We start from the raw sequence: 23,963 nt of genomic DNA, 5'->3' as shown, positions 1-23,963 counted from the left end.
GGGCCCCGGCCCGTCACGAGTTGGGCGCCGGCACCGGACCGAAGCGCCAAGTTCCGTCACAGCAGGGAGAGTCACCACCATGCGATCCATACGGCCGTCGTCGACCGCTAGCCGAGGAAGGGGTACGCGCCGCCGGACCTCCCGGGTGCTGGCGGCCGTCGCTCTCGCCTCGGCACTGGCGCTGACCGCGACCGCGTGCGACGGGGACGACAACGCCGGCGGCGACCCGTCCGCGGCCGCGCGGGGCTCCGACGGGAAGGTCCGGGTTCCGCAGGACCTCCAGGACAAGCTGCGCCAGCACGGCATCGACATGGACAAGTGGAAGGACGGCGCCTGGAAGAACTGGGACCGGGACGACTGGCTGCGCGAGGCCAACGACTTCATCAACCCGATCATCAGCGGTCTGTGGGACAAGGACCGGATGCGGGACGCCGACGACCCGGCCAAGCGGGTCGGTGCCGACGACATCTCCGGCGACGCGGGCGTGACCGACCCGACGCCGCAGCCGGTGCAGGCCAAGGCGGTCCGCCCGCCGTACCACACCAACGCGGCCACCTCGGGCAAGGTGTTCTTCGACTCCCCCAAGGGCACCATGGTCTGCTCGGCCACGGTCGTCCAGGACCCGGCGCACCCGGGCAAGTCCAACCTGATCTGGACGGCCGGCCACTGCGTGCACGCGGGCAAGAAGGGCGGCTGGTACCGCAACATCGCCTTCGCTCCGTCGTACAACAACCAGAGCCTGTCGGCCTCGGAGATGGAGAACGCGTCCCGTGAGCAGGTGGCGCCCTACGGCGTCTGGTGGGCGGACGCCGCCAAGACCTCTCAGCAGTGGATCGACGGGGGCGGCGAGACGGGCGGCAACGGTGCCTCGTACGACTTCGCGGTCATCCATGTGACGCCGGAGCAGGGCAACGGGGGCAAGTCGTTGGAGGAGACGGTCGGCGGCGCGCTGCCGGTGGACTTCGCCGCTCCCCCCGCGACCGAGGTCAGCACGCTCACCGCGAGCGGCTACCCGGCGGCGGAGCCGTACAACGGCCAGCTGCTGTACCAGTGCCAGGACAAGCCGGGACGGCTGTCGATCGCCAAGGCCGACCCGACGATGTACCGCATCGGCTGCACCATGACCGGTGGTTCCTCCGGCGGCGGCTGGGTGGAGCAGGGCGCGGACGGCAAGCCCACGCTGGTCTCCAACACCTCGATCGGCCCCGCCTCCTCGGGCTGGCTGGCCGGTCCCCGGCTCGGCGAGGTGGCCAAGGGCGTGTACGACTCGGTGAGCGCGAAGTTCGCGGGCCGGTAGCCGTCACGCACATATGACGAAGGCCCGCCGCCCCCTCTCGTACGAGGGGACGGCGGGCCTCTTCGTGCTCCGGCGGTACCGGTCAGGCGGTCGCGGTCGGCGTGTACGGGGCCAGGTCGGCCGCCAGCTCCGCGTGCACCCGGACCTTGATCAGGGTGCCCTCGGCGGTGTGCTCCTCGGTGAGCACCTCGCCCTCGGTGTGGGCGCGGGCGACGAGCTTGCCCTGGGTGTACGGCACGAGCGCCTCGACCTCGACCGAGGGGCGGGGCAGCTCGTCGTCGATCAGGGCGAGCAGCTCCTCCAAGCCCTGACCGGTGCGGGCCGAGACGGCGATGGACCGCTTCTCGACGCGCAGCAGCCGCTGCAGGACCAGCGGGTCGGCCGCGTCCGCCTTGTTGATGACGACGATCTCGGGCACGTCGGTCGCGCCGACCTCCCGGATCACCTCACGCACGGCGGCGAGCTGCTCCTCCGGGACCGGGTGGGAGCCGTCCACCACGTGCAGGATGAGGTCGGAGTCGCCGACCTCCTCCATGGTGGAGCGGAACGCCTCGACCAGGTGGTGCGGCAGGTGCCGGACGAAGCCGACGGTGTCGGCCAGGGTGTACAGCCGGCCGCTCGGGGTCTCCGCACGGCGGACGGTCGGGTCGAGGGTGGCGAACAGGGCGTTCTCCACCAGGACCCCCGCGCCCGTGAGGCGGTTGAGCAGGGAGGACTTGCCGGCGTTGGTGTAACCGGCGATGGCGACGGAGGGCACCTTGTTGCGGCGGCGCTCCTGGCGCTTGATCTCGCGGCCGGTCTTCATCTCCGCGATCTCCCGGCGCATCTTCGCCATCTTCTCGCGGATGCGGCGCCGGTCGGTCTCGATCTTGGTCTCACCGGGACCACGCGTGGCCAGGCCACCGCGGCCGCCACCCATCTGCCGGGACAGCGACTGACCCCAGCCGCGCAGTCGCGGCAGCATGTACTGCATCTGCGCGAGCGCGACCTGCGCCTTGCCCTCTCGGGACTTGGCGTGCTGGGCGAAGATGTCGAGGATCAGGGCCGTACGGTCGATGACCTTGACCTTGACGACGTCCTCGAGCTGGATGAGCTGGCCGGGGCTCAGCTCACCGTCGCAGATGACGGTGTCCGCGCCGGTCTCCATGACCACGTCGCGCAGCTCCAGGGCCTTGCCGGAGCCGATGTAGGTGGCCGCGTCGGGCTTGTCGCGGCGCTGGATCACGCCGTCGAGCACGAGGGCGCCCGCCGTCTCCGCGAGGGCGGCCAGCTCCGCGAGGGAGTTGTCCGCGTCCTGGGCGGTGCCGGTGGTCCACACTCCGACGAGCACGACCCGCTCCAGGCGGAGCTGGCGGTACTCGACCTCGGTGACGTCCTCCAGCTCGGTGGACAGCCCCGCCACACGGCGCAGGGCCGCGCGCTCGGAGCGGTCGAACTGGTCGCCGTCACGCTCGCCGTCGATGTCGTGCTTCCAGGCGACGTCCTCTTCCATCAGGGCATCGGCCCGAAGACCTTCGGGGTAGGCGTGCGCGAGGCGCTTGGCGTCCTGTGAAGGGGAAGAAGAGGAGGAGGTCATTGGTTCCTTACGTCGAGGGCAGGGCCGGTCCGGGGTTCTCTTGCGACCCGGGGTCGGCGAGGGACCGGTTTCATCAGGGACAACGCGCGGATATGCCGGGAGATTCCCGTACGTCGCGCCGCGCCGACCGGAAGATGGTCGCACGGCGCGGAGCACCGCGTCACCGGGATATCCGCCGGGGACGCGGCGCGTGTCCGGGAGGTGTCAGTTCTTCTTCCTGGCGGAGTCCGAGGGCGCCGGGGGCGGGACCTGCTTCCAGTCCGGGTGACCAGGCATGGGCGGGGTCTTCTCGCCGTACAGCCAGTCCTGGAAGAAGCCGGTGAGGTCGCGGCCGCCGATGGCTGAGGCGAGGCGGACGAAGTCGGCGGTGCCGACGCTGGTGTCCCGGTTGTCCTGGACCCACACCTTCTCCAGCCGCTCGAAGGCGGCCGCGCCGATCTCCTGGCGCAGGGCGAACAGCACCAGCGCCGCCCCGTCGTAGATGTTGGGGCGGAAGATGCCGATCTTCTGGCCGGGGGCGGGCGGCTTGGGCCTCGCGGGCGGTCCCCCGGCGGCGCGCCAGCGGTCGGAGGCTCCGTAGGCGGCCTTCATCCGGGTCTCCAGGGGCCGGTCCGCCTTCTCCTCGGCGTAGAGGGCCTCGTACCAGGTGGCGTGTCCTTCGTTCAGCCACACGTCGGACCAGGTGCGGGGGCTGAGGCTGTCGCCGAACCACTGGTGGGACAGCTCGTGGACCATGACCGACTCGATGTACCACTTGGGGTAGGCGGGCTCGGTGAAGATGTCCTTCTCGAACAGCGACAGGGTCTGCGTCTCCAGCTCGAAACCGGTGCTGGCCTGCGCCATCAGCACGCCGTAGGTCTCGAAGGGGTAGGGGCCGATCTTGTTCTCCATCCAGGAGATCTGGTCCGGAGTCCTGGCGAGCCAGGGTTCCAGCGTCTCCTTGTCGGCGGCGGGCACCACGTCGCGCAGGGGCAGCCCGTGCGGGCCCTGGCGGTGGACGACGGCGGAGCGGCCGATGGACACCTGGGCGAGTTCGGTGGCCATGGGGTGCTGGGAGCGGTAGCTCCAGGTGGTGGAGCCGCCGGCCTTCACCGTCGAGGTGGGCAGGCCGTTGGCGACGGCGGTGTAGCCGTTCGGGGCGGTGACGTGGAAGGTGAACATCGCCTTGTCGGACGGGTGGTCGTTGCACGGGAAGACCAGGTGCGCGGCGTCCGCCTGGTTGGCCATGGCGAGTCCGTCGGTGGTGCGCACCCAGCCGCCGTCCTGGTCGTCGGCGGAGACGGGGTCGCTGGTGTGCCGCACGGTGATCCGGGTCAGGCTGCCGAGCGGCAGCGTGTGGTCCGGGGTGACGACGAGGTCCTCGCCCGCGCTCGCGAAGGCGGCCTCGCGGCCGTCGACCTCGACGGACTCGACGGTGCCGTGCGCGAAGTCGAGGTTGATCCGCCGCAGGGAGCCGGTGAGCCGGGCGTCGATGGTGGTGACGGCCTGGAGCGGCTTGTCGTTGCGGCCGGGGTAGGTGAGGGCGAGGTCGTACGCGGCCACGTCGTAGCCGGGGTTGCCCAGCTCCGGGAAGATCCGGTCGCCGACACCCAGCGGTTCGGCGGGGGCCGCGGCGGCGACGAGGCAGACCGAGACGGCCGAGGCGAGCAGGGCCGCCTTCGGACGCCGGAGGAACCGGAGTGCGGGGTGGAGGCGCGTGGGGCGAGTGAGCGACATGCCCCACCGCTACCAGCGTCGGGCCACCGGGCGGCGACGGCGCGCGACGGGCCCACCCGATCGGGTCGTCCGGCGGGTCCCGGGTTTCAGGCGGCGGGTGCCTGGGCCCGGCTGACGTCGTACACGCCCGGCACGTCACGCATCGCGCGCATCAGGGCGGGCAGTTCGGCGGCGTCGGGGAGCTGGAGGGTGTAGGTGTGGCGGACGCGCTGCTGGCTGGGCGACTCCACGCTGGCGGAGACGATCTCGGCGCCCTCCACCGCGATGGCCTCGGTGAGGTCGGCCAGCAGATGCGGACGGCTGAACGATTCCGCGACCAGGGTGACGCGGCACGCGGTGGTGTCGCCCCAGCGCACCGGGATCTCCGCGCGGCCCCGGCTCTTCATGTCGGCGACCATGGAGCACTCCACCCGGTGCACGGTGACCGCGCCCCCGCGCACGGCGAAGCCGACGATGCCGTCGGGCGGCACGGGCGTACAGCATCCGGCGAGCCGCACCGGGCCGCCGGGCCTCTCCAGGAGGACGTCGGCGCCCTTGGGGCGCGCGGCCGGGGCGCTGCTGGTGGGACGCGTCCCGCCCGGTTCGCCGGCGGCGTCGGAGGTTCTGCCGTCGGCGCCGGGATGGGCGGCCAGCCAGCGCTGGATGGCGATGCGCGCGGCGGGGGTGTGGGCGTGCTCGAGCCAGTCGCGGGACGGCTCGGAGGCCGGGTCCTGGCCCATCAGCAGCTGGACGGTGTCGCCGTCGCGCAGCACGGTGCTGAGGGTGGCCAGGCGGCCGTTGACACGGGCGCCGATGCAGGCGTGGGCGTCGTCCCCGTACTGCGCGTAGGCGGCGTCCACGCAGGTGGCGCCCTCGGGCAGGCCCAGGGTGCCGCCGTCGGGGCGGACGACGGTGATCTCGCGGTCCTGGGCGAGGTCGTCGCGCAGGGTGGACCAGAAGGTGTCGGGGTCGGAGGCACCTTGCTGCCAGTCCAGCAGGCGGGAGAGCCAGCCGGGGCGGGTGGGGTCGGCGCGTTCGCCGTCGAGTCCGGTGGTCTGCTCCTCGGCGGGCGGCGTGTACGGGTTGCCGAGCGCGATCACGCCGGCCTCGGCGGCCTGGTGCATGTGGTGGGTGCGGATGAGGACTTCGACGACCTGGCCGTCCGGACGGGCCACGGCGGTGTGCAGCGACTGGTACAGGTTGAACTTCGGTACGGCGATGAAGTCCTTGAACTCCGAGACGACCGGCGTCAGGCAGGTGTGCAGTTCGCCGAGGACCGCGTAGCAGTCGGCGTCCTCGTTCACGAGCACCAGCAGGCGGCCGAAATCGGTGCCGCGCAGCGGTCCGCGTTTGCGGGAGACGCGGTGGACGGAGACGAAGTGGCGGGGCCGGATGAGGACTTCGGCCGGGATGTCGGCCTCGCGCAGCACGACGCGCACCTCGTCGGCGACCTCGGCGAGCGGGTCCTCGCCGCTCGCGTTCTCGGCGATGAGTTCGCTGGTGCGGGCGTACTCCTCGGGGTGGAGGATGGCGAAGACGAGGTCTTCCAGCTCGGTCTTCAGGGCCTGCACACCGAGGCGTTCGGCGAGCGGGATGAGGACGTCGCGGGTGACCTTGGCGATCCGCGCCTGTTTCTCGGGGCGCATCACGCCGAGGGTGCGCATGTTGTGCAGGCGGTCGGCGAGCTTGATCGACATCACGCGTACGTCGTTGCCGGTGGCGACGAGCATCTTGCGGAAGGTCTCCGGCTCGGCGGCGGCGCCGTAGTCGACCTTCTCCAGCTTGGTGACGCCGTCGACGAGGTAGCGGACCTCCTCCCCGAACTCCTCGCGGACCTGCTCCAGCGTCACCTCGGTGTCCTCGACCGTGTCATGCAGGAGGGAGGCGGTCAGGGTGGTGGTCTCCGCGCCCAGTTCGGCGAGGATCAGGGTCACGGCGAGGGGGTGGGTGATGTACGGCTCGCCGCTCTTGCGCATCTGGCCCCGGTGGGAGGACTCGGCCAGGAGGTAGGCGCGGCGCAGCGGGTCGAGGTCGGCGTCGGGGTGGTGGGCGCGGTGGGCCTCGGCCACGTGCCCGATGGCGTCGGGCAGCCTGCTGCGGACGGCGGGGCCGAGCAGCGCGGCCCGGCCGAGCCGGCGCAGGTCGATCCGCGGCCGGGACTTCCTGCGGGCCACGGCGGGCGCCGTGGGCGCTACCGGGCCTGGGGTCGCAGGGTTCGTGGCCTCCGCACTCATGGGCACCTCCGGCTCGTGGACCGGCGGACGGGGCCCGGAGGGCATACGCGGCTCAGGGTTGGCGACGTTCCCCCGTCCGTGCCGGTGCTTGATGCTACCGAGCCCATCACGTGCGACCGACCGCCTCTCGGCGAGCGTGAAACGGATCACCCATTCGAGCGACGACGGGGAGGTTTAGAGTTTGCGCCACGTGCCCTCCAGTCGGCCGCGGATTCGAAGGGCCTCGCCGTCGCGGAACGGCCGGTCCCCGGCGTCCAGCCGCCGCCGGAGACGGTCCTTCCAGGTCAGCGGGCCACGTTTTCCAGCCATTCGGCGTCGATCTCGCCCTCGGCGACGATCACGGCGGGACCCGTCATCTCGATCTCCCCGTCCGGCCGCTCGGTGATGACCAGCCGGCCGCCGGGCACGTCCACGACGTAGCGCGCCGGGGTGCCGGTGACGGCCGGGTCCGCGCCGTCGCGCCGGGCGGCGGCCACGGCGACGGCGCACGCGCCGGTGCCGCAGGAACGGGTCTCGCCGGAACCGCGCTCGTGCACGCGCATGGCGACGTGACCGGGGGCCCGGTCGACGACGAACTCGACGTTGACGCCGTCCGGGTAGGCACCCTCCGGGCCGACCGGCGGCGCGGTGTAGAGGTCACCGGCGTGGTCGAGGTCGTCCACGAAGGCGACGGCGTGCGGGTTGCCCATGTTCACGTTGCGCGCGGGCCACGCGCGCCCGCCGACGCGCACCGTGACCTCGCCCTCGGGCAGGCGGGCGCGGCCCATGCCCACGGTGACGTCCCCGGCTCCGGAACCGTCCTCGGCGGCCTTGGTGATGTGGACCCGCTTCACACCTCCGCGCGTGGCGATGGTGAGGTCGCCCGCGCCCACATGTCCGGCGTGCTGGAGGTAGCGCGCGAACACACGCACTCCGTTGCCGCACATCTCGGCGATCGAGCCGTCGCCGTTGCGGTAGTCCATGAACCACTCGGCCTCGTCGGCCATGTCCCGGGCCTCGGGGTGCGCGGCGGAGCGCACCACGTGCAGGACGCCGTCGCCGCCGATGCCGGCACGGCGGTCGCAGAGGGCGGCGACGGCGGCGGGGGTGAGGTCCAGGGCGTTCTCGGGGTCGGGCACGATCACGAAGTCGTTCTCGGTGCCGTGCCCCTTGAGGAATGCGATCCGCGTGCTCATCCCTCGATCGTACGGGGTGGCGGCGACACCGTCCGGGGACGGGGGACGGCGGTGATCTCCAGGGGCCCGTGCCCGGCGGGTACGGGAAGGAAGGGGCTAGGGCCTTTCTTCCGGATCAGGCCGGCTCGGGCCGACGGTGCCTCCGGGCCGACCCGAGCGGGGTCTGGTGCGTGCGGCTGCAAGGCGGAGGAGGGAGTCGACGCGGAGCGGTGGGGGTCCCCCCTGCTCGAGCGAAGTCGAGAGCTTGGGGGAGAGTGACGACAACGCGGCAGACGTGCGTGCCAGGGCCCGCGACCCCGGCAAGATCCGGAAGACAGGCCCTAGCGGAGCCGGGCCACGCGCCACACGGCGAGCACGGCGACCACGCCCACGACCAGGGCGTATCCGAGCACGACGCGCCAGTCGGCACGGCGGCCGGAGCCGCGCGGAGGCAGGCCCGGCCAGGTGTAGCCGACCCGGCGGGCGGCCATCATGCCCCAGCCGGCGGCGCAGGAGCAGATCAGCAGGCCCAGCATGGCGATCACCGCGCCGCTGTCGCCGAAGTCGAAGGCGAGCGGGAAGGCGAACATCAGCGAGCCGAGCGCGGCCAGCCCCACGATGGGCGCCAGCTGCCAGATCCGCAGCCGCCGCTGCGGGCGCAGTTCGACCTCGACCTCGGGGCCGCCCGCGAACATCTCCTCGGGGGTCGGGCCGTCGGCGGTGACCACGACCGGGAGGTCCTCCGGGCCGTCGTCGGCGAGACGGTCCTCGACGCCGGTCTCGTCACTGTCGGTGGTGACGTGCTCGGTGCCTGCTGCGGTGTCACGAGGGCTGGCCTCCATCGCCACGCGCCCTCCCAACTAGGACTTCACTGGTCGATCGAAGCTCGATGATGGCACGGCGCCGGAGGCCGGGCTGACCGGTGGCGCATCCCGATGCCAGGACGTGATCAGGCTGTGACCGGTCGTTCGACCAACGCCAGCGCCCGTCCCGGAAGTTCCCCGCGGTCCGCTACTGCACCGCTGAGCCAGTGCACCCGGGGGTCCCGCCGGAACCACGTGTCCTGGCGGCGCGCGAAGCGCTTGGTGGAGCGCACGGTCTCCGCGCGCGCCTCCTCCTCGGTGCACTCCCCGGCGAAGGCGTTGAGCACCTGCTGGTAGCCGAGCGCGCGGGAGGCGGTACGCCCCTCGCGCAGCCCCTGGGCCTCCAGCGCGCGCACCTCGTCGACGAGTCCGGCCTCCCACATGCGGTCGACCCGGAGCGCGATGCGCTCGTCGAGTTCGGGCCGGGCCACGTCGACGCCGATCTGGAGGGTGTCGTAGACCGAGTCGTGGCCGGGGAGGTTGGCGGTGAAGGGGCGGCCGGTGATCTCGATGACCTCCAGCGCGCGGACGATGCGGCGCCCGTTGCTGGGCAGGATGGCGCGGCCGGCCTCGGGGTCGGCGGCGGCCAGCCGGGCGTGCAGGGCGCCGGGGCCGCGCAGGGCCAGCTCGTCCTCCAGGCGGGCCCGGACCTCGGGATCGGTGCCGGGGAACTCCAGGTTGTCCACGGCGCCGCGTACGTACAGCCCCGACCCGCCGACGAGGATCGGCCAGCGGCCCTCGGCGAGCAGGGCGTCGATGCGGGCGCGGGCCAGCTTCTGGTACTCCGCGACGGAGGCCGCGACCGTGACGTCCCAGATGTCGAGGAGGTGGTGCGGGACGCCGCCGCGCTCCTCCGGGGTGAGCTTGGCGGTGCCGATGTCCATCCCCCGGTAGAGCTGCATCGAGTCGGCGTTGATGACCTCGCCGCCGAGCTGCTGGGCCAGGAAGACACCGAGGTCGGACTTTCCGGCCGCGGTGGGGCCGACGACGGCGATGACACGGGGGGCGGGGGATGCACTGCTCACGGCACCAGTCTCGCAAACGTCGCGGTGGGGCAGGTGGCCGACGGGGAATGCGGGGCCGCCGGCGGGGCAGAGGTCACGGGTGCGGTCCGGGCGGACGCGTGGTGTGACGCCTCGTGGGGAGGGGTAGCGTCCCTCACAAGCGCCGCAAGACGCGCATTCGGGTTGTTTTCGGAAGGTGGACCATGGGCCTGTTCGACAATGTGAAGGCCGCGCTCGGCCCGGCCAAGGACAAGGTGACGGATCTGGCCCGGCAGCACGGCGACAAGGTGCAGGGCGGCATCGACAAGGCCGCCCAGGTGGTCGACGAGCGGACCAAGGGCAAGTACACCGACAAGATCCACGCCGGTACGGACAAGGCGAAGGAGGCGGTGGACCGCCTCGGCCAGGAGGGCCAGAAGCCCGCAACCGGGACCGACACCCCGCCCGGCCCGCCGAAGAGCTAGCTCCAGGCGGCGACCAGGTAGCCGACGCCGTACGGCGCCTCGTCGTACAGCAGGGTGCCGCCGAGGCCCGCGCCCGCCGCGGCTCCGGCGAGGACCTGCCAGGGGGCGCGGCCGGAGGACTGGAGTTCACGGGCGAGGCCGGAGTCGAGAGCGGCGAGGGCCGCCAGGTCGGCGGTGCCCAGGGCGCGGGCGGCCTCGGTGTCGAAGGGGGCCGCCCGGTCGTCGAGGTAGCCGGGGGCCTTGAGGGTGCGGCAGGCACTGCCGTCGCCCATCACCAGCAGGGCCACGCGGTCGCTCCCCCCGCAGGTCTCCGCCCCGAGCGCGGCGCACCGCTCGGGCGGGAGCGTCGTTTCCACGGCCACCCCCTCGACGGGTACGTCCGCCCAGGCGCTCCGCTCCAGCAGCCACGCGGCGACGGCCAGCGAAGGGGGCAGCCCGGGTCCGGGCGTGGCCGGGGCGGCGGGGCCGAGCGCGGCCGGGCCGGCGGGGCCGAGCGTCACGTCGAGGTCGACGCCGAAGTCGCGGAAGGAGCCCCGCGCACCCTGCGCGTAGCGACCGCCGCGCTCGGCGGGGCCGATGACCACCAGCCGGTCGGGGCGGGCGGCGGCGAGCACGCCGAGGGCGTCCGCGCAGGCGGTCCGGGCGGCGTCCAGTTCGGGCGCGGCGCCCGAGGCGACCTCGGGGACGAGCAGCGGGGGGCAGAGGCAGACGGCGGCTGCGGCAAGCATGATCGGCAGCGTAACGCGCCTCACCCGCGGTCCGGGCACGCCGGGGGCCGCGGGTGAGGCGCGGGACGGGTCAGTCGCAGCCGCAGCCGGCGGTGGCCGCCGGCAGGGGCGCGGGCACGCCGATCTTCGGCAGACCGAGCATCACGCCGGCCTTCTCCGCGGTCTCGGCGGCGTTGCGCTTCTCCCAGGCGTCGCCCGCTCGCATGCGGCGCACGGCGAGGACAGGGCCCTCGGCGAGCAGGTGGTGCGGGGCGGCGTAGGTGACCTCGACGGTGACCACGTCGCCGGGGCGCACCTGCTCGTCCGGCTTGGTGAAGTGGACCAGGCGGTTGTCGGGGGCGCGGCCGGACAGGCGGTGGGTGGCGCCGTCCTTGCGGCCCTCACCCTCGGCGACCATCAGGTCCAGGGTGCGGCCGACCTGCTTCTTGTTCTCCTCCCAGGAGATCTCCTCCTGGAGGGCGACGAGGCGCTCGTAGCGGGCCTGCACGACCTCCTTGGGGATCTGGTCCTCCATGGTCGCGGCCGGGGTGCCGGGACGCTTGGAGTACTGGAAGGTGAACGCCTGGGCGAAACGGGCCTCGCGGACCACGTGCATGGTCTGCTCGAAGTCCTCCTCGGTCTCGCCGGGGAAGCCCACGATGATGTCGGTGGTGATGGCCGCGTGCGGGATGGCGGCGCGGACCTTCGCGATGATCCCGAGGTAGCGGTCCTGGCGGTAGGAGCGGCGCATCGCCTTCAGGACGGTGTCCGAGCCGGACTGGAGCGGCATGTGGAGCTGCGGCATCGCGTTCGGCGTCTCGGCCATGGCGGCGATCACGTCGTCGGTGAAGTCGCGCGGGTGCGGGGAGGTGAAGCGGACGCGCTCCAGGCCCTCGATCTTTCCGCAGGCGCGCAGGAGCTTGCTGAACGCCTCCCGGTCCCCGATGTCGGAGCCGTAGGCGTTGACGTTCTGCCCGAGCAGGGTGATCTCGCTGACGCCCTCGGCCACCAGCGCCTCGATCTCGGCGAGGATGTCGCCGGTCCGGCGGTCCTTCTCCTTGCCACGCAGCGCCGGGACGATGCAGAAGGTGCACGTGTTGTTGCAGCCGACGGAGATCGACACCCAGGCCGCGTACGCGCTCTCGCGCCGGGTCGGCAGGGTGGAGGGGAACGCCTCCAGCGACTCGGCGATCTCGACCTGCGCCTCCTCCTGCACGCGGGCGCGCTCCAGCAGGACGGGCAGCTTGCCGATGTTGTGCGTGCCGAAGACGACGTCCACCCAGGGCGCCTTCTTCACGATGGTGTCGCGGTCCTTCTGCGCGAGGCAGCCGCCGACCGCGATCTGCATACCGGGCCGGGACACCTTGCGCGGCGCGAGCCGGCCGAGGTTGCCGTAGAGACGGTTGTCGGCGTTCTCGCGGACCGCGCACGTGTTGAACACGACCACGTCGGCGTCGCCGTCCGAGCCCTCGGGCGCGCGCACGTACCCGGCGTCCTCGAGCAGACCGGACAATCGCTCGGAGTCGTGGACGTTCATCTGGCACCCGTAGGTGCGCACCTCGTACGTCTTGGCTGCTCGAACGTCCACTGCCGGGCTCCGGTCGCTGCTGATGGTCATGGGTCAAGGGTAGGCGGTCCCGGGCACGCCCCGGTCCCCGCTCCGGGCGGCCCGTGACCGGGGACACAGCGCCGGTGTCAGCCCCCGGCCGGGGTCCAGCCCTGGCGGCGCAGGACGGCAAAGACGTCGGGGGCGCGGTAGTGGTCGCCCTTGAGGACCTTGCCGTCCTCGCGGCGGGCCACTTCGCCGTCCGGGCCGATCTTGCTCATGTTGGCGCGGTGGATCTCGGCGATCACCTCGTCGAGGTCGATGCCGTGGACCAGCGCGGTGCCGTAGGCCACGTACACCACGTCCGCCAGTTCCTGCGCGAGGTGGTCGAGCGGACCGGCGACGGAGACCTCGGCCACCTCGGCCGCCTCCTCGGCGAGCAGTTCCCCTCGGTGCGCGGCCAGTTCGGCACCGATCTCGGTGGGCACGGTGCGTGCGTCGAGGCCGAAGGCGTGGTGGAACTCGCTGACGAGACGGGCGGGAGAAGTGCTCATGCGGCGACTCTAACGGCCGCCTCCGACAGCCCCTCCGGTTGTCCACAGGGGTCCGGGGACCCGGCCGTCCGGTTGTCCACAGCCCTGGTCGGGCCGCCTGCGGCCTGGCAGGATCGCCCGCATGTCCAACCTCTTCCCGTTCGCCGAGATCTCCGCCCGGCTGCCCGGCCGGCGCCGCGGTGCCCTGTGGGCGTCGGGCGTGGGGGTCGTGGTGCTGGGCCTGCTGCTGTGGTGGCTGGCGCCGCTCGGCGAGAAGCCGCCGAGCGGCACGATCGTGTTCAGCACGGGCGGCACCCGCGGGGTGTACGAGGAGTACGGCCGCCGCCTGCGCAACGAGCTGGCGAAGGACATGCCCGGACTCGAGGTGCGGCTCACGAGCAGCGCCGGCTCGCAGGAGAACGTGCAGCGGGTGGCGGCGGGAAAGGCGGACTTCACCATCGCGGCGGCCGACGCGGTGCAGACGTACGAGCAGGCGCACCCCGCCGAGCACCGGCTGCGCGGAGTGGCCCGGCTCTACGACGACTACGTCCAGCTCATCGTGGCGCCCGGCTCCGACATCGACAGCGTCGCCGACCTGCGCGGCAAGCGGGTCGCCACCGGTCTGCCCAACTCCGGTGTCCGCCTGATAGCGAACGGCGTGCTGACGGCCGCCGGGATCGACCCGGACAAGGGCATCGTCCCGGTGTCCGCGGGCATCGACACCGGCCCGGACATGCTGGCCACCCACGAGATCGACGCCTTCTTCTGGTCCGGCGGCCTGCCGACCGGCGGTCTGACGGAGCTGGCGGACAGGTCGGGGTTCCGGTTCGTGCCGATAGAGGGGAACCTCGTCTCCCGGCTGCACGCCGAGGGTGAGGCGGCGCGCTACTACCGGCCCACCAACATGCCCGAGTCCGCCTATCCGCTCGTGCAGGGCGGCTCCACGGTGGCCACCATCGCGGTGTCCAACCTGCTGATGACCCGCGCCGACCTGGACCCGCGGCTCACGGAGTGGATAACCCGCATCGTGATCAAGAGCCGGGACGAGATAGGCAAGCACGTGCACTCCGCGCAGCGCGTGGATCTGCGGACCGCGATCTACACCGACCCGCTCCCCCTGCACACCGGGGCCCGGCGTTACTACCGTTCGGTCAAGCCCTGACGCGCGGCGGGGGCGTGCCGGGGCAGGGTGACCGTGACCCGCAGCCCCTCGGGGTCGTGGTGGCCGTAGTCGATCGAGCAGCCCGTCGCGGCGAGCAGGGCGCGGGTGATGGACAGGCCGAGACCTGAGCCCTTGATGTTCTGGTGGCGGCCGCTGCGCCAGAACCGGTCGCCCACGCGGGCGAGTTCGTCGTCGGTCAGACCGGGTCCGGTGTCGGTGACCTCGACGGTGGTGGTGTCGCCGCCCGCGGAGACGCCGACCTCGACCGTGCCGTGCTCGGGGGTGAACTTGACCGCGTTGTCGATCACCGCGTCCAGCGCGCTGGACAGGGAGATCGCGTCGGCCCAGGCGGTCGTGGGCGGGCAGTCGCCGACCAGGCGGACGCCCTTGGCCTCGGCGGTGGGCGTCCAGGCGGCGACCCGCTCCGCGGCCAGCGCGCCGATGTCGGTGAGCCGGGCCTCGGTCTCGGCGTGCTCGGCCAGCGCCAGGTCGAGCAGGTCGTCCAGCACCTGGGCCAGACGCTTGCCCTCGGTGCGCACGGAGGCGATCTCCTCGTTGCCCTCGGGCAGTTCGAGGGAGAGCAGCTCGATACGCAGCAACAGGGCGGACAGGGGGTTGCGCAACTGGTGGGAGGCGTCGGCGACGAACGCCCGCTGCTGCTCCAGCACGTCCTCGACGTTGTCCGCCATCTCGTTGAACGACCGCGCCAGACGCCGGAGTTCGGGTGGCCCCCCGCCGACCGCGACGCGTGACTTCAGCCGGCCGGTGGCGATGTCGTGGGTGGTGGCGTCCAGGACCCTGACCGGTCGCAGCACCCAGCCGGTCAGCCGCAGGGCGGCCCCGACCGCGAGGAGCATGGCGGCGATCTCGCCGGCCGCGATCAGCGCCCAGCCGCGCAGGACACGCCATCGCATCTGCTCGGTGGGCGAGTCGGTGACGACGACCGCGACCACATCCCCGTCCCGGATCACGGGCGAGGCGACCACCAGCCGGGACCGCTGCCAGGGCCACACCTGGCCGGGGTCGTGGCTGCGGCGGCTGAGCAGCGCCTCCTCGAAGGCCGCCCGGACCACCCCCTGCTGCGGTACGAACCAGTCGCCGGGTGCGTTGACCATGGCGGAGCGGTCGCTGTAGAAGACACCGGCACGGATGTCGTAGACGTCGTGGTAGCTCTCCAGCTCGCGGTGGAGGGTCTGGAGGCGCTCGTCCGGGGCCGTGGAGCGGCTGCCGCCCGGGGTGTCGGTGACGAACTGGGCGAGTGCGGCGAAGCGCGCGGTGTCGTCGATGCGGTCCACGATGACGCCCTGTTGCTGGGCCGCGGCCACGCTGACGGCGAGCGGCACGCCGAGCGCGAGAAGCACGGCCGCCATCAGGACGATGAGCAGCGGCAGCAGCCGAGTGCGCACCCGGCCCCGCTATCCGGCCGGGGCGACGAGCCGGTAGCCGACCCCGCGCACGGTCTCGATGAGCGCGGGCATCCGCAGCTTGGCGCGCAGGGAGGCCACATGCACCTCCAGCGTGCGCCCGGTGCCTTCCCAACTGGTGCGCCACACCTCGCTGATGATCTGCTCCCGCCGGAAGACCACGCCGGGCCGCTGGGCGAGCAGCGCGAGCAGGTCGAACTCCTTGCGGGTCAGCGCGACGACGGCACCGGCCACGCTGACCTGCCGGGTGGGCAGCTCTATGCGGACCGTGCCGAGCAGCAGAGCCGCGCTGTCGTCGCCGGTCACGGCGTCCTCGGGGACGGTGCGGCGGCTGACGGCGTGTATCCGGGCGAGGAGTTCGCCGGTGTCGTACGGCTTCACCACGTAGTCGTCGGCGCCCAGGTTCAGCCCGTGGATGCGGGAGCGGATGTCGGAGCGGGCGGTGACCATGATGACCGGGGTGCCGGTGCGCTTGCGGATCTTGCCGCAGACCTCGTAGCCGTCCTGGTCGGGCAGGCCGAGGTCGAGCAGGATCACGCCGAAGCCGGGACCCTCGGGGACGAGCGCCTGGAGCGCCTCCTCGCCGCTGCGGGCGTGGGTCACGTCGAAGCCGTGCCGGGCGAGGACGGCGGAGAGGGCGGCGGCGACGTGGTTGTCGTCCTCGACGAGCAGCAGTCTCATTCCCGCCCCCTTCGGTTCAGCGGTCGTACGGTCCGGGTTCTTCTCGCGCACGTATGCCGGTGGGGCGCGCGTGTGCACCATGCAGTGACGCCGATGAAGGACGACGCCGTCAAGAGCGTTCCGGTTGCCCATGACTTCCGTTATGCGGCCGATACGCACACAGAAGGCAAGTGCTACGACACGTGTCCGATTGCTATCGGATCGTGATGCTCAGATTCACCTCAGATGTGGTGACGGGGGCGCGTGGTCGTCACTACTGTCCTCCGAAACCGAGGAGGACGGAGCCCGAGAGCGATGACCGAAGTAGCGGTGGCCAAGGAAGACGTGGCCGCGTCCGACGACCTGGTCGTCCTGAAGAGCGTCAACAAGCACTTCGGCGCGTTGCATGTGCTCCAGGAGATCGACCTGACGATCGGCCGCGGCGAGGTCGTCGTGGTCATCGGGCCCTCCGGGTCCGGCAAGTCGACCCTGTGCCGCACCATCAACCGCCTGGAGACGATCGACTCCGGCAGCATCACCATCGACGGCAAGCCGCTGCCCCAGGAGGGCAAGGCGCTGGCCCGGCTGCGGGCCGACGTCGGGATGGTGTTCCAGTCCTTCAACCTCTTCGCGCACAAGACCGTGCTCGAGAACGTGATGCTGGGCCAGCTCAAGGTCCGCAGGACGGACAAGAAGAAGGCCGAGGAGCAGGCGCGCGCCCTGCTCGACCGGGTAGGCGTCGGCAGCCAGGCCGACAAGTACCCGGCGCAGCTGTCGGGCGGGCAGCAGCAGCGCGTGGCCATCGCGCGGGCGCTGGCGATGGGCCCGAAGGTGATGCTCTTCGACGAGCCGACGTCGGCCCTGGACCCCGAGATGATCAACGAGGTCCTGGAGGTCATGCAGCAGCTCGCCCGCGAGGGCATGACGATGGTCGTCGTCACCCACGAGATGGGCTTCGCGCGCTCGGCCGCGAACCGTGTGGTCTTCATGGCGGACGGCCGGATCATCGAACAGGCCGCCCCCGAGCAGTTCTTCAGCAATCCGCGCAGCGACCGGGCCAAGGACTTCCTGTCCAAGATCCTGCACCACTGAGCCGCGGCACGGGCTGCCGCGCCGGCCACGCCGTCCGGTTCCCCGGGCGACCCGGGGCTGTCCGCGCGGCGGTCCGCCCGCTCGTGCTCTTTCTCCACTTCGCTCCGTCACGCATCACGCAAAGGATGTTCACCATGAAGCTCCGCAAGGTCACCGCAGCCTCCGCCGCCGTGCTCGCCCTCGCCGTGAGCGCCACCGCGTGCGGCGGCGACAAGAAGGACGACGGCGCCTCGGGCGGCGACAAGATCAAGGTCGGCATCAAGTTCGACCAGCCGGGTCTCGGTCTGAAGCAGCCCGACGGCTCCTTCTCCGGCTTCGACGTGGACGTCGCCACCTACGTCGCGGGGCAGCTCGGCTACAAGCCGAACCAGATCGAGTGGGTCGAGACCAAGAGCGCCGACCGCGAGAACGCCCTGCAGCGCGGCGACGTCAAGTTCATCGCGGCCACCTACTCCATCACGGACGAGCGCAAGCAGAAGGTGGACTTCGCCGGCCCGTACCTGCTGGCCCACCAGGACCTGCTGGTGAAGAAGGGCTCCGACATCACCAAGGGCACGGACCTCAACAGCAAGAAGCTGTGTTCCGTGACCGGTTCCACCTCGGCGCAGAACGTCCAGAAGACGATCGCCCCGAAGGCCAACCTGCGCCCCCTGTCCGGCTACTCGGAGTGCGTCGCCGGTCTCCAGAGCGGCGCCGTGGACGCGCTGACCACGGACGACTCGATCCTCGCGGGCTTCGCCGCGCAGGACAAGTACAAGGGCCAGTTCCAGCTCGCGGGTCTGAAGCTCAGCAACGAGAACTACGGCATCGGCGTCAAGAAGGGCGACTCCGCGACCCTGGACAAGATCAACAAGGCGCTGGAGAAGATGGTCTCCGACAAGTCCTGGGACAAGGCCGTGGAGAAGAACTTCGGCCCGGCCGGCTACAAGAACGAGCCCGCCCCGAAGATCGGCGACATCGTCAAGTAGTCCCGACTCGACGACGCGAGGACCTGGCGGGCTCCGCACGGTCCACGGCCCGCGCCGCCGTCCACCGCTTCCCGGACGGCGGCGCGCCCCGACCACCCCGTAGGCCACAGACCCGGAAGCGCGGGAGAACGTGTTCGACTTTCTTGAAGGCTACGACGTCCTGGGGGCGTTCTGGACGACGGTGCAGCTCACCGTCTTCTCCGGCGTCGGCTCCCTCGTCTGGGGCATCGTGCTGGCCGGCATGCGGGTCAGCCCTGTCCCGCTGATGCGCGGGTTCGGCACCGCCTACGTCAACATCGTGCGGAACATCCCGCTGACGATCATCATCCTGTTCACCTCGCTCGGCCTCGCCGACATCTTCGGCGTCACCATGGGTGCCGAGGACTTCAAGATCCAGGGCTTCCGGCTCGCCGTGCTCGGACTGATCGCCTACACGGCGGCGTTCGTGTGCGAGGCGATCCGCTCCGGCATCAACACGGTGCCGCTCGGGCAGGCCGAGGCGGCCCGCGCCATCGGGCTGAGCTTCTCGCAGACGCTGCGGCTGATCGTGCTGCCGCAGGCGCTCCGCGCGGTCATCGGCCCGCTGGCCAACGTCCTGATCGCCCTGACCAAGAACACCACGGTGGCGGCCGCCATCGGCGTGGCCGAAGCCGCCACCCTGATGAAGACGATGATCGAGAACGAGGCCCAGACCCTCGCCATCGGCACCGTCTTCGCCCTCGGCTTCGTGGTACTGACCCTGCCGACCGGTCTCCTCCTGGGCTGGCTCGGCAAGCGACTGGCGGTGAAGCGATGAGTTCCGTCCTCTACGACACGCCCGGCCCCCGCGCCCGGACGCGCAACGTCGTCCTCTCCGTCGTCTTCTTCGCCGTGCTCGGCCTGGTGCTGTGGTGGGCCGTGATGAAGCTGGACGACAAGGGCCAGTTGGCGTGGGCGCTGTGGAAGCCGTTCACCACCGGCGAGGCGTGGACCACCTATCTGCTGCCCGGCCTCGGCAACACCCTGAAGGCCGCCGCGCTGGCCATGATCATCGCGCTGCCGCTCGGGGCGATATTCGGCATAGCCCGGATGTCCGACCACCGCTGGGTGCGCGTACCGGCGGGCGTGGTCGTGGAGTTCTTCCGCGCCATCCCGGTGCTGCTGCTGATGCTGTTCGCCGGTGAGTTCTACGTCCGCTCCACCGACATCCCGAGCGACGCCCGGCCGATGTACGCCGTCATCACCGGCCTGGTGCTGTACAACGCCTCGGTGCTCGCCGAGGTCGTCCGGGCGGGCATCCTCTCCCTGCCCAAGGGGCAGACGGAGGCCGCGTACGCCATCGGTCTGCGCAAGGGGCAGACGATGGCGGGCATCCTGCTGCCGCAGGCCGTGACCGCGATGCTCCCGGCCATCGTCAGCCAGCTCGTGGTGATCGTGAAGGACACGGCGCTGGGCGGCGTGATGCTCCAGTTCACCGACCTGCTCAACGCCCGCAGCACCCTGGCGGCCAACTACGCCAACGTCATCCAGAGCTTCTTCGTGGTGGCGGTCCTCTACATCGTCCTCAACTTCCTGCTCACCTCCTTCGCCTCCTGGCTGGAGGGCCGGCTGCGCCGCAGCACGCGGGGCACCGGCGCGGTCCTCGGGGCCGGCACGGTCGAGGACCTGAACGCGGGCGAGACCGGCGGTTCGGTCCCCGCGGGGAAGACCGGCTGACAGCGGCTCAGAAACGCCCCATGGGGGGCCGGGACGGCGTGCGAGCGCCCTCCCGGCCCCCCATTGCGGTCCGGCGCCGCGTGCCCGATCCTGGAGGGGTGATCGCCACGGGCCCCGGTCACTTGACGCATACTCTGCCAATGGGTTGCATACGTTCTGTGATCGTGCACCCCGCTTCACCTTCCTGTTCCCGCGTGTTCGCCGAGGCATCGTCATGGGCAGGGGGCGCCGCACCGTGGACCCGGTGATCATCGTCGGAGCGGGGCCCGTCGGGCTCACGCTCGCCCTGGCACTGGCCCGCCAGGAGGTGCCGTCCGTCGTCCTCGACGAGACCGGCGGCAAGGACGAACCCCGCCCGGCGCGCACCGTCGTACTCCGCGAGGACACCGCCGCGCTCCTTGAGCGGCTGACCGCGGTTCCGGCCGGTCACCTGGGACTGCGCTGGACCGGATGGCGGTCGCAGCGGCGCAGGCAGGTGGTGAACGAGGTCGTCTTCACGCCGGAGGACACCGCCCCGCTCCATGTCGAACAGCACGTCCTCACCTCCGTCCTGCGCGCGGCGGCCGACGACGAGCCGCTGATCAGGATCGCCCTGGACAGCCGCCTCGACGCGCTGGAGCAGGAGCGCTCCGGCGTCACCGCGCACACGCGCGGCCCGCAGGGCACCTGGTGGCGGGGCAGCCATCTGGTCGGCTGCGACGGGCCCCGCTCCACGGTCCGCAAGCTGCTGGACATCCGCTTCCCGGGCCGGACGGCGGTGGAGCGGCACGCGGTCGCCACCCTGCGCGTCGAGCTCCCCTGGGACGGGCAGGCCGTGCTGCACCGGATGCCTCCGTGGCGGTCTTCCGGCCACCCCTCGGGCGAGGTCAGCGCCCGGCCGCTCCCCGACAGCACCTGGCGGCTGGACTGGCTGCTGCCGTCCGGCAAGGACCTCATCACACCCGAGTTCCTGGTGAGCAACGTCCGCAGGACACTGGCGGGCTGGACCGGCGGCGCGGCCCCGGCCTACGACCTTCTCGACACCGGCGTGCACGCCGTGCACCACCGCCTGGCCCGCCGCTGGCGCGCGGGCCGGGTGTTCCTCGCCGGGGACGCCGCCCACCTGCTGGGCGCGCTCGGTACGCAGGGGCTGGACGAGGGGCTGCGGGACGCCGACAACCTGGCGTGGAAGCTGGCGGTCGCCTGGCACCACGGTCCGCACGAGGCGCTGCTCGACAGCTACCAGGCGGAACGGCGCGCGGTGGTCGCCGCCCGGCTGCGGGCCGCCGACCAGCTGCTGCCGGTGCTGCGTGGCGCTGGCGGCCTGCGCGGGTACGTGCCCGGCGCGGCCCGTAACCAGGACGCGCTGATGACGGACGGTCACCTGGGGCGCGGGGCGCTCGGCGAGCCGGGGGCGTACGCCGGGTCACCACTCGCGCCCCGGTACCTGGAGGGCGAGATCCCGGTCGACACCGGTCCGGGCGCGCCCGTCACCGACGTACGGGTCACCGCCGAGGACGGCACCTTCGTGCGGCTGCGCGACCGGCTGGGCAGGGGCGCGCTGCTCGTGGTCCTGATCGCGCCGGGCACCGGGGTGTGGGACCGCAAGCACTGGATGTCCGCCGGGGTGATGCCCCGGCTCGCGGCCGCGGTGACCGCGCTGCCGCACCGGGCGGAGCTGCTCGTCGCGGAGGCCTATCCGGGAGCCCCGGCGCACAGCGTGCTCCTCGTACGGCCGGACGGCCATCTGGTCACCGCGCTCAGCGGTGTCCGGCCCGCCGACCTGTACGCGGCGGCGGAGGCCGTGCTCGGCGGTGCGGTGGCGTTGGAGGACGCGCCGAAGGAGGAGGCGGAGGCCGGTTCGGGGGCGCGCTGACCTCGGCTCCGGCTCCCGCTGTCCACATGGTGACGACCGATTGACCGGAGTGCGGCGGCGTGCTGTACTCCGGATCGTGACCGACACCCGTGTACGCCTGTGGCGGAGGGTCCATATGGACCTGCTCCGCTACGCGGGCTGCGTGTGTCGCCCGTCCTGCTGAATTCGCATCCCCCTTCTCCGGGCGCCGCCGTGCGCCCGTTCGGCGAACCCTCCTCAGGACGGTGCACGTGTCTGTCTCCCCCCTCACCCCGCCCGCGGCCACGTCGGCTCCCGGTCAGGCCGAACTGCTCGACTTCGTCCGGCGCACCGCCGCCGACGCCGAACTGATCGCCTCGCTCCCGCTCGACCCCGAGGGCCGCACCTGGCTCCGGCTGGAGGGACCCGGCGGCAGCGAGGCGTGGGTGATCGGCTGGCCGCCCGGTACCGGCACGGGCTGGCACGACCACGCCGACTCGGTCGGCGCCTTCCTCACCGCGTCGGGCGAGCTGCGCGAGAACTCGCTGGCCGCCCGGCTGCCCACGGACGGCTGGCGCACCCTCGAACTCACCGAGGACGTCGACCGCGAACGCCGGCTGACCGCCGGCCAGGGCCGCGCGTTCGGCCGCCATCACGTGCACGAGGTCTACAACGACTCCCCCGGCACGCACGCGGTCTCCGTCCACGCCTACTACCCGCCGCTGCCGCGCATCCGCCGCTACAGCCGTACCGGGCAGGTGCTCCGGCTGGAGCAGGTCGAGCGGCCGGAGGACTGGCAGTGAGCGGCGACGGCGAGGCGACGCGTCCGGTGGGGATCGACGAACTGCTGGACCGGGTCCGCTCCGGCTACCGGCGTATCGAGGCGCGAGCCGCCCATGAGTCGGCGCGCGCGGGTGAAGCCCTGTTGGTCGACATCCGGTACGCGGCCCTGCGCGAGCGGGACGGGCTGATCCCCGGCGCTCTGGTGATCGAGCGCAACGAGCTGGAGTGGCGGCTCGATCCGCGCGGCAGCCACCGGGTTCCTGAGGCCACCGGGCACGATCTGCGGATCGTGGTCATCTGCAACGAGGGCTACGCGTCCAGCCTGGCGGCGGCCTCCCTGCACCAGCTCGGCCTGCGTCGCGCGACCGACCTGGTGGGCGGCTTCCAGGCGTGGCGCGCGGCGGGGTTGCCGGTGGTGGCGGCGGAGTGATCAGTGCGTCCGCCCGGGGCTCACCGCCCTGAGCGGACCATCCTGTCCGCCCGTCAGAAACCGTCCTCGGTGAGGAACTCCGTGTCCTCACCCTCCTCGTCCAGCGCCTGGCGGACGACACGGAGGGCCATGCCCTCGGGGTACCCCTTGCGGGCGAGCATCCCGGCGAGGCGGCGGAGCCGCTTGTCGCGGTCGAGCCCCCGGGTGGCCCGCAGTTTGCGGTCGACCAGTTCGCGGGCGGTCGCTTCCTCCTGCTCGGAGTCGAGCTGGCCCACGGCCTCGTCGATGAGCGCCGAGTCGACGCCCTTGGTGCGGAGTTCACGGGCGAGGGCGCGCCGGGCCAGCCCCCGGCCGTGGTGCCGGGACTCCACCCAGGCGTCCGCGAACGCGCCGTCGTTGATGAGGCCGACCTCCTCGAAGCGCGACAGCACCTCCTCGGCCACCTCGTCCGGGATCTCCCGCTTGCGCAGGGCGTCCGCGAGCTGCTTGCGGGTGCGCGGGGTTCCGGTGAGCAGGCGCAGACAGATGTTCCGCGCCTTCTCGACCGGGTCGGTGTCCGTGGAGGACACCCCTGGCTCGGCCCTCGACGAGCCGGGGGTGTCCTCGTCCGTGCCGGCGGCCTCCCCGAAGCCGCGCCGGCGACGGCCACGCCGGGAGGAGCCGCCCCCGTGGCGCTCCTCCGAGCGTGCGCCGTCCCACCCGGACCGGCGCGACGCCGGGTGGCCGTCGTCGTGTCCGTCCGTGTCGTGGCTGTCCGCGTCGTCGCCGGGCGCGGCCGTGGCCGGGCCACGCCCGATGCCCCTCCCCCGTGGGGCACCGGACGCGGCGTGGTCGTACTCGGCCCAGTCGGTTCGTCGCGTCAC

Annotated in this window: 23 protein-coding genes; 11 read left to right on the top strand and 12 right to left on the bottom strand. The window is 72.2% G+C overall.

What is annotated here, in order from left to right:
• The first annotated feature begins 79 nt into the window (after positions 1–79).
• A complete protein-coding gene (locus ABZ898_RS14020) occupies positions 80–1,297 on the top strand; it encodes a hypothetical protein (RefSeq protein WP_361657197.1) in 1,218 nt (405 codons plus the stop codon).
• Between the two features lie 82 nt (positions 1,298–1,379).
• On the opposite strand, the gene hflX is transcribed toward ABZ898_RS14020, so the two are convergent.
• The 6 genes from hflX to miaA form a co-directional block, all read right to left on the bottom strand.
• The gene (gene hflX, locus ABZ898_RS14015; RefSeq protein WP_361657194.1) at positions 1,380–2,873 is read right to left on the bottom strand and encodes a GTPase HflX; all 1,494 of its coding nucleotides are present in this window, start codon (positions 2,871–2,873) and stop codon (positions 1,380–1,382) included.
• Positions 2,874–3,077: 204 nt separating this feature from the next.
• Positions 3,078–4,589: a M1 family metallopeptidase gene (locus ABZ898_RS14010; RefSeq protein WP_361657191.1), complete on the bottom strand. Its 1,512-nt coding sequence runs from the start codon at positions 4,587–4,589 to the stop codon at positions 3,078–3,080.
• Between the two features lie 86 nt (positions 4,590–4,675).
• Positions 4,676–6,802, bottom strand: a complete 2,127-nt coding sequence (locus tag ABZ898_RS14005) for an HD domain-containing protein (RefSeq protein ID WP_361657188.1) — start codon at positions 6,800–6,802, stop codon at positions 4,676–4,678.
• Positions 6,803–7,086: 284 nt separating this feature from the next.
• Positions 7,087–7,977, bottom strand: a complete 891-nt coding sequence (gene dapF, locus ABZ898_RS14000) for a diaminopimelate epimerase (RefSeq protein WP_361657185.1) — start codon at positions 7,975–7,977, stop codon at positions 7,087–7,089.
• A 320-nt stretch (positions 7,978–8,297) separates the two neighbouring features.
• On the bottom strand, positions 8,298–8,798 hold the full coding sequence (locus tag ABZ898_RS13995) for a hypothetical protein (protein WP_361657182.1): 501 nt from the start codon (positions 8,796–8,798) through the stop codon (positions 8,298–8,300).
• A gap of 107 nt (positions 8,799–8,905) precedes the next feature.
• Positions 8,906–9,844, bottom strand: coding sequence for a tRNA (adenosine(37)-N6)-dimethylallyltransferase MiaA (gene miaA, locus ABZ898_RS13990; RefSeq protein ID WP_361657180.1), 939 nt, complete (start codon positions 9,842–9,844; stop codon positions 8,906–8,908).
• 182 nt (positions 9,845–10,026) lie between these two features.
• On the opposite strand from miaA, the gene ABZ898_RS13985 reads away from it, so the two are divergent.
• The gene (locus ABZ898_RS13985; protein ID WP_361657177.1) at positions 10,027–10,287 is read left to right on the top strand and encodes an antitoxin; all 261 of its coding nucleotides are present in this window, start codon (positions 10,027–10,029) and stop codon (positions 10,285–10,287) included.
• Here ABZ898_RS13985 and ABZ898_RS13980 read toward each other — a convergent pair.
• The 3 genes from ABZ898_RS13980 to ABZ898_RS13970 all read right to left on the bottom strand — a co-directional run bounded on the left by ABZ898_RS13980 (position 10,284) and on the right by ABZ898_RS13970 (position 13,094).
• Positions 10,284–11,015 (bottom strand): hypothetical protein, encoded by a 732-nt coding sequence (locus ABZ898_RS13980; RefSeq protein WP_361657174.1) that lies wholly within the window; start codon positions 11,013–11,015, stop codon positions 10,284–10,286. The two genes, ABZ898_RS13985 and ABZ898_RS13980, sit on opposite strands and share 4 nt — an antisense overlap.
• Before the next feature lie 70 nt (positions 11,016–11,085).
• Complete coding sequence (miaB, locus tag ABZ898_RS13975) at positions 11,086–12,612, bottom strand: tRNA (N6-isopentenyl adenosine(37)-C2)-methylthiotransferase MiaB (protein WP_361657171.1); 1,527 nt, start codon at positions 12,610–12,612, stop codon at positions 11,086–11,088.
• Positions 12,613–12,689: 77 nt separating this feature from the next.
• Positions 12,690–13,094 carry a MazG nucleotide pyrophosphohydrolase domain-containing protein gene (locus ABZ898_RS13970; protein ID WP_361657169.1) on the bottom strand — a complete coding sequence of 135 codons (405 nt, stop codon included), beginning with the start codon at positions 13,092–13,094 and terminating at the stop codon, positions 12,690–12,692.
• Between the two features lie 121 nt (positions 13,095–13,215).
• On the opposite strand from ABZ898_RS13970, the gene ABZ898_RS13965 reads away from it, so the two are divergent.
• Complete coding sequence (locus tag ABZ898_RS13965) at positions 13,216–14,235, top strand: TAXI family TRAP transporter solute-binding subunit (protein WP_361657166.1); 1,020 nt, start codon at positions 13,216–13,218, stop codon at positions 14,233–14,235.
• Here the strand turns inward: ABZ898_RS13965 and ABZ898_RS13960 are convergent.
• Both ABZ898_RS13960 and ABZ898_RS13955 read right to left on the bottom strand, forming a co-directional pair.
• Positions 14,214–15,641 carry a HAMP domain-containing sensor histidine kinase gene (locus ABZ898_RS13960; RefSeq protein ID WP_361657163.1) on the bottom strand — a complete coding sequence of 476 codons (1,428 nt, stop codon included), beginning with the start codon at positions 15,639–15,641 and terminating at the stop codon, positions 14,214–14,216. The two genes, ABZ898_RS13965 and ABZ898_RS13960, sit on opposite strands and share 22 nt — an antisense overlap.
• 9 nt (positions 15,642–15,650) lie before the next feature.
• Positions 15,651–16,340, bottom strand: coding sequence for a response regulator transcription factor (locus ABZ898_RS13955; RefSeq protein ID WP_361657160.1), 690 nt, complete (start codon positions 16,338–16,340; stop codon positions 15,651–15,653).
• Between the two features lie 294 nt (positions 16,341–16,634).
• On the opposite strand from ABZ898_RS13955, the gene ABZ898_RS13950 reads away from it, so the two are divergent.
• The 8 genes from ABZ898_RS13950 (at position 16,635) to ABZ898_RS13915 (ending at position 23,100) form a co-directional block, all read left to right on the top strand.
• Positions 16,635–17,411, top strand: a complete 777-nt coding sequence (locus ABZ898_RS13950) for an amino acid ABC transporter ATP-binding protein (protein WP_161191257.1) — start codon at positions 16,635–16,637, stop codon at positions 17,409–17,411.
• A 134-nt stretch (positions 17,412–17,545) separates the two neighbouring features.
• Positions 17,546–18,379: a glutamate ABC transporter substrate-binding protein gene (locus tag ABZ898_RS13945; RefSeq protein ID WP_361657156.1), complete on the top strand. Its 834-nt coding sequence runs from the start codon at positions 17,546–17,548 to the stop codon at positions 18,377–18,379.
• Between the two features lie 130 nt (positions 18,380–18,509).
• A complete protein-coding gene (locus ABZ898_RS13940; RefSeq protein WP_361657153.1) occupies positions 18,510–19,175 on the top strand; it encodes an amino acid ABC transporter permease in 666 nt (221 codons plus the stop codon).
• Complete coding sequence (locus ABZ898_RS13935) at positions 19,172–20,074, top strand: amino acid ABC transporter permease (RefSeq protein WP_361657150.1); 903 nt, start codon at positions 19,172–19,174, stop codon at positions 20,072–20,074. Before ABZ898_RS13940 ends, ABZ898_RS13935 begins: the two co-directional genes overlap by 4 nt.
• Before the next feature lie 235 nt (positions 20,075–20,309).
• A complete protein-coding gene (locus ABZ898_RS13930; RefSeq protein ID WP_361657733.1) occupies positions 20,310–21,929 on the top strand; it encodes an FAD-dependent monooxygenase in 1,620 nt (539 codons plus the stop codon).
• Complete coding sequence (locus ABZ898_RS13925; protein ID WP_361657147.1) at positions 21,820–22,092, top strand: putative leader peptide; 273 nt, start codon at positions 21,820–21,822, stop codon at positions 22,090–22,092. The genes ABZ898_RS13930 and ABZ898_RS13925 overlap by 110 nt, the downstream gene beginning before the upstream one ends.
• A 67-nt stretch (positions 22,093–22,159) precedes the next feature.
• The gene (locus ABZ898_RS13920; protein WP_361657144.1) at positions 22,160–22,690 is read left to right on the top strand and encodes a cysteine dioxygenase; all 531 of its coding nucleotides are present in this window, start codon (positions 22,160–22,162) and stop codon (positions 22,688–22,690) included.
• The gene (locus tag ABZ898_RS13915; RefSeq protein ID WP_361657730.1) at positions 22,681–23,100 is read left to right on the top strand and encodes a rhodanese-like domain-containing protein; all 420 of its coding nucleotides are present in this window, start codon (positions 22,681–22,683) and stop codon (positions 23,098–23,100) included. The genes ABZ898_RS13920 and ABZ898_RS13915 overlap by 10 nt, the downstream gene beginning before the upstream one ends.
• Before the next feature lie 53 nt (positions 23,101–23,153).
• Here ABZ898_RS13915 and recX read toward each other — a convergent pair whose 3' ends face one another.
• Positions 23,154–23,963 (bottom strand): recombination regulator RecX, encoded by an 810-nt coding sequence (gene recX / locus ABZ898_RS13910; protein WP_361657141.1) that lies wholly within the window; start codon positions 23,961–23,963, stop codon positions 23,154–23,156.

Origin of the sequence: Streptomyces sp. NPDC046860, assembly GCF_040645115.1 — a bacterium.
Classification (GTDB): Bacteria; Actinomycetota; Actinomycetes; order Streptomycetales; family Streptomycetaceae; genus Streptomyces.
The sequence above is the reverse complement of the archived record's forward strand: the minus strand, read 5'-3'. Positions and strand labels throughout refer to the sequence as shown.